Origin of the sequence: Stieleria sp. (assembly GCF_041595215.1) — a bacterium.
Taxonomy (GTDB): domain Bacteria; phylum Planctomycetota; class Planctomycetia; order Pirellulales; family Pirellulaceae; genus Stieleria; species Stieleria magnilauensis.
The window spans coordinates 1-4,983 of the sequence record NZ_JBFHKV010000632.1; the positions used below are offsets into that span (position 1 = coordinate 1).

A 4,983-nucleotide genomic window follows, 5' to 3' on the forward strand; every position below is an offset into this window, starting at 1 on the left:
AGGCGAGGGCGGCGGCCAGATCATCCGTTCGTCGCTTGCGCTGTCGGCCGTCACCGGGACGCCGATCCGATTGGAAAATATCCGCGCCGGCCGCAAACAGCCGGGGCTGCTGCGCCAACACCTGACCGCGGTCCGCGCCGCGGCCGAATTCAGCGGCGCGGCGGTCAGCGGTGACCAACTCCGGTCCTCCGTCTTGGAATTCACGCCCGGAACCCTCCGTGGCGGTGACTTTCGCTTCGCCGTCGGTACGGCCGGCAGCACGTCGTTGGTCGCGCAAACCCTCTTGCCGGCGCTCGCCTCCGCCGGCGAGCCGTCCACGGTGTCATTGACCGGCGGAACCCACAATCCGTGGGCTCCGCCGACCGATTTTCTGCAACGTTGTTACCTGCCCCAGTTAGCCAAAGCGGGACCACGTGTCGACGTCTCGCTCACTCGGCATGGCTTCTACCCGGCCGGCGGCGGCGAGATTCGACTCCAGGTCCAACCGCAGACGTCATGGTCCGGTTTCGAATTACTCGATTGCGAACCGACGTTTACGCCCAAGGTGACCGCGATCGTCAGCAAGTTGCCGCGTGGTATCGCCGAGCGTCAGTGTGACACGATCCGTCGCAAGTCGAACTGGGAAAACGCCCGCTACGAAGTGATCGAAGTCGACGAGCCGATCGGACCGGGCAATGTCGTGATGATCGAAATCGAGAGAGCATCCGTGACGGAATTGTTCATCGCGCACGGCAAGGTGGGTGTCAAGGCGGAGCGGGTCGCCCGCTCGTTGCTCAAGCAGGTTCGCGCGCATCTCGGCAGACGTGTTCCGGTCGGCGAATACCTGGCCGATCAGTTGATGATGCCGATGGGACTGGCCGCGGCGCAAGGTCACACCAGCGCCTTCCGCAGCGGACCGCTTTCGATGCACAGCCAAACGCACCTCGCCGTCCTGAAAGTCTTCCTGCCGATCGAAATCGATGTGCAGGAAGACAACGACGTGATCGTCCGGTTCCGGCCCCAAGTGGCGTAAGCTTCCAGCTTGCAAAAGTGGCGTACGCTTCCAGCTTGCGAAGGTGGTGTACGCTTCCAGCTTGCGTCACCCACGAGCTTGCCCCGCTATCGCTTCGACTTGGGTAGCGGTTTGACCATCACAATCTCGGCGTCGTTGGCGAGCTTTTCGCCGGGTGTGGTGCGGCCGTCGTCGATCGCCTTGCGAAGCATCGCCTTCATCTCTTTCACCCGATCGGGATGTTCGGCGATCAGGTTGTTTTCTTCGCCGGGGTCACTGGCCAAGTCGTAGAGTTGCATCGGCGGCATGTTGGACATGTCATGGCGTCCCGGGCGCGGGCTGCTCCAGCCGCCCGAACCGGGGCACAGGCAAAGTTTCCAGTCGCCGTCGCGGATGGCGAACTGGCCGCCGATGGATTGTGAGATGATCGATTGTCGCGGCGGTTGCTGGGCCTGGCCGAGCAGGGTGGGCAGGAACGACACGCTGTCTTCGGCGCCGTCGGAGGGAATCGTCGCGCCGGTGATGTCTGCCGCGGTGGCCAGGAAATCGATCTGTCCGATCAGGTGTTCGGTGCGCGACCCCGGTTCGACTTTGCCGGGCCAGCGGACGACGAACGGAACGCGATGGCCGCCTTCATAGATGTCGGCTTTGTGTCCGCGATAGATGTAATTCTGGTCGTGTCCGGCCGCTTCGAGCTCGTTGATTTTTGCCGCCGGCGAACACCCGTTGTCGGTCGTGAAGACGATCAGGGTTTCGTCGGCGATGTTGTTCTTGTCGAGCGCCTCGAGGACTTGTCCGACCGTGGCGTCGACTTGCATCGTGAAGTCGCCATAGACGTTGATGCCGCTCTTGCCGCGCCACTGGTCGGTCGGCACGATCGGCGTGTGCGGTGCGTTGAGCGGAAAGTAGATGAAGAACGGTTGTTCCGAGTCCGCGTTCTCGTCAATGAAGCGAACCGTTTCCTCGGTGAACGTCGGCAGCACGTCGACGGCTTCGAAGTTGGCACCGGCGGGGCCTTTGCGGTTGAACGCTTTTTCGACGGTCGCCTTTTCGGTCGGGACGCGATTGCGGACAAAGACATACGGGGGCATGTCGAGCGAGGCGCTGATGCCGAAGAAATAATCAAAGCCGAGGTCGTTGGGGCCGTTTTTGATTTCGCCTTCGTAGTCGACGTCCCAGCCCTTGGCGTAGGGTTTGGAAAAGTCGCCACCGTCATCGGCCGTACCGTCACCCTTGAGCGGCCAGTCCCAGCCGAGGTGCCATTTCCCGATGCCGGCTGTCTTGTAGCCTTGGCTTTTCAGCATCGACGCGATCGTCAATCGGCCCGGCGAAATCAGCGGCGGAGAAAACCCGCCCAGGACTCCTTTTTGTAAATGGGTTCGCCAGTGATACCGTCCCGTCAGGACGCTGTATCGCGTCGGCGTGCAGACCGACGACGAGGTGTGGGCGTCACCAAAGATCATGCCTTCGGCGGCAATCCGATCGATGTTCGGCGTCGGGATCTTGGACTCCGGATTGAGCGCACCGACGTCACCGAAACCCTGGTCATCGGCAAGAATGAAGATGATGTTGGGACGGTCGCTCGAGGCGGCTTGGAGCGATCTGGCATTGGGAAACGCGGTCATTGACGCGACCACTGCCAGTACCAGTGTTGCGATCCCGGATCGCAAGGGACTCGGCGTTGACCGGCGATAGCTGGTTGACATCGGGGCAAGAGACAGAGGCATTTTGAATACGCTTGAGTGAACGGGTTGGGGCGTTGGGCGTGGGGCAGGTGGATCGGTCCGGCGGGGCACCCTCGGAGTCGGTAGTGTCTTTCGTCGGGAGCGCAAAGTCAAATCCCGGCTGGTTGGCTGGCCCGGCAATTGGCCCCCAAATCCTGCCGCTTGGGCATCGGGTAACACGGGATTCAGAAAGCGTTGGTGTACGCCTTTCGGCCGATACCACGGAGTGAAGACAAGCTGAGGTGCCCGGGCGCTGGCGCGAACCGGCTGATATCAAACGAATATCAGCCGTTTGGCGCGAGCCTACGGGCCCTAACGCGAGGAAACGACGCTTCACTTAGCGGTCTTGGGCTGAAGCCGCGGCACCAACACGTCGCCCCGTGCCAAGTGGCCAACAACGCGTTGGCTCGATCGACAAATCGTCCAGGAGGGTGATGCGTGCGGTGTTGCCGGTCAGATGATGACCTCATCAACATTCCGCCTCGGTGTCGGTTTGACTTCCCTGCCGTGACCCAGGCGAAGCAGGATTTGAGGGTAGCCGTTGGCGCCGATCAATTTGGACAGCTTGGTGCGCAACCGGGGGATTTCGATGGGTTGATTCAGGTACGAAGCGTCGACCGACCAGGCCGCACCCCGCAGTAAGATCTTGGCAAGTGCCTGGCCGCAGGCAATCCAATCCGCCGGCGTGTCTCCGTTGGTCCCGATGACGGCCAACAGCGGTGATCCTTCGGCGAGTTGTCGGTCTTTGGCGGCTTGGCCGTCGCCCCAGTCGAACGTGCGGACGGCCAGCCATCCGAAGTGTGACGCGAAATCACCGATGCCCTGCGAATAGCCAGGGATGCCGTCGCGTCGCGAGCTGGTGTTGGAATGGATCCATTTGGCAAGCTCGTGTCGAAAACGCTTGTCGCTCGCCTGCTCGCGATCACCCTCGCTGATCAAATCGGCAAGTGCGTGCTTTTCCCGATCGGAGTGAATCAAGTGGATCCATGCACCTTCGCTCTTCGCGTCATTGATCCATTCGGTTTGTAACTGTGGATCGACGTCTTGCTTGGTAAAGGGGAACCGGTTGGTGCGTCGATCGGGGATCGCTTCGAAGAGTTGCTGTTCGTCATCACTTGGCGCATAGGGTCCGGCGACCATCACCCGAGCGATGACGTTTTCTTCATTGCCGGCCGGAAGGATTCGTACCATGGTGGCGAGGGAATCGCAGTGGATCGCCAGCTTCAAGTGGTATAACGCTGCCCCGCAACTGATCGTCAGCTCGCGATTGCAAGGATCGACCACGGGGCACGCCCGACTTAGATCAGCCAACAACTCCACTTGGCCCGGCTTCAAACGGAACAGCCATGGCTGGGTGTTGTGGCCCGAGGGGGCCATGACCGCATGACCCACCATCTTGAGTAGGCGGTCGGAAAGCGTCAGAGAGGGTTTGGGGGGCGCAATCGTTGTCATCGGGTCGTTGCCTGAATGAGAAGAATGAAATCGCCGAACAGACGATCGCCGAACAGACGTCGGCGCAGACTTTCCTACTTCATGGCGAACGAACCGATCCTCACATGTTGCGCGTCATCGAGTGTTTGATCGATCACCGCCACTGGTCCTGTGATCGAATCACTTCCAACCACTTCAGTGTAGCGTCCACAGGCCGAGTAGGGGAATTTTTCGGGACATCGTGAACCGATTCCCGGGTTTGCTGCCGACGACTGTGTCGCTTTGGCACAACAAGTGCGGTGGACGTTTCAACAGCACTCACATCCTTCACGTGGGTCGCACTTACCCCTTAATGGAAGATCGTTATGTATATCGGTGGTGGTATCCTCGGCACTGTCTTAGTCGTTCTCTTGATCGTCTACTTGGCGAGACGGGTTTAAATTCTGTCCGGTGGACCGTCACCCAACCGATCACCCTCTTCCGTTGCCTCAACGAGACTCGCAATGTCTGCCCAGGACTTGTCTGGCCTACGACCTCTCGACGCAGAGGATCTGCAGCCCTCGAAGAACAAACCACCGGTCCAGAACGCATCTGCGAATGACCTGGCCACCCTTCGTCGCGTGCAGCGGATCGCCAAACTGATGGACTCCTCGATGTCGATTCCGGGGACATCGATCCGATTCGGGCTGGACAGCGCACTGGGACTGATCCCCGGTGTCGGAGACATCGGCACCGCGGCGGTAAGCGGTTGGATCCTGCTGCAGGCACGTCGCTCTGGCATGCCCAAACGACGTCTTGCACGGATGGCGGCGAACATCGTCATCGACTTGACCGTCG

General features: G+C 60.6%; 4 protein-coding genes. 2 read left to right on the top strand and 2 right to left on the bottom strand.

The annotated features are described in order from the left end of the window. On the top strand, positions 1–1,012 hold a 1,012-nt coding region (gene rtcA / locus ABX749_RS21445; RefSeq protein WP_372897780.1), incomplete at its 5' end, for an RNA 3'-terminal phosphate cyclase. Positions 1,013–1,098: 86 nt separating this feature from the next. On the opposite strand, the gene ABX749_RS21450 is transcribed toward rtcA, so the two are convergent. Both ABX749_RS21450 and ABX749_RS21455 read right to left on the bottom strand, forming a co-directional pair. After that, positions 1,099–2,718: an arylsulfatase gene (locus ABX749_RS21450; protein ID WP_372897781.1), complete on the bottom strand. Its 1,620-nt coding sequence runs from the start codon at positions 2,716–2,718 to the stop codon at positions 1,099–1,101. A 450-nt stretch (positions 2,719–3,168) separates the two neighbouring features. Continuing rightward, positions 3,169–3,906: a hypothetical protein gene (locus ABX749_RS21455; protein ID WP_372897782.1), complete on the bottom strand. Its 738-nt coding sequence runs from the start codon at positions 3,904–3,906 to the stop codon at positions 3,169–3,171. A 743-nt stretch (positions 3,907–4,649) separates the two neighbouring features. Here ABX749_RS21455 and ABX749_RS21460 point away from each other — a divergent pair. Further along, a partial coding sequence (locus ABX749_RS21460; protein ID WP_372897783.1) for a DUF4112 domain-containing protein occupies positions 4,650–4,983 on the top strand: 334 nt, incomplete at its 3' end.